Raw genomic sequence first — 279 nt, 5'->3', positions numbered from 1 at the left:
CAGGTCATCACCGTCACCATCACCGGCACCAACGACGCGGCCGTCATCACCCCGAGCAAGCCGGGCGACGACGCCGGTTCGGTCAAGGAAGACGACAAGCTCACCACCGGCGGCAAGCTGGATGTCACCGACAAGGACGCTGGCGAAGCCTCGTTCAAGCCCCAGACCGACTTCAAGGGCGATCACGGCAAGTTCTCGATCGACGCCAACGGCAACTGGAAGTACGAGCTCGACAACAACGATCCCAAGGTCCAGGCCCTGGGCGTGGGCGAGAAGCTG

At 63.4% G+C, this 279-nt stretch carries 1 protein-coding gene; it reads left to right on the top strand.

Annotation, left to right across the window (positions count from 1 at the left end; translation table 11 throughout):
* Positions 1-279, top strand: a 279-nt coding sequence (locus tag AC6LJ9_RS30805; RefSeq protein WP_498150481.1) for a VCBS domain-containing protein, incomplete at both ends; no start/stop codon positions are given.

It is taken from the genome of Achromobacter sp. 1011811831 (assembly GCF_059760905.1).
The sequence above is the reverse complement of the archived record's forward strand: the minus strand, read 5'-3'. Positions and strand labels throughout refer to the sequence as shown.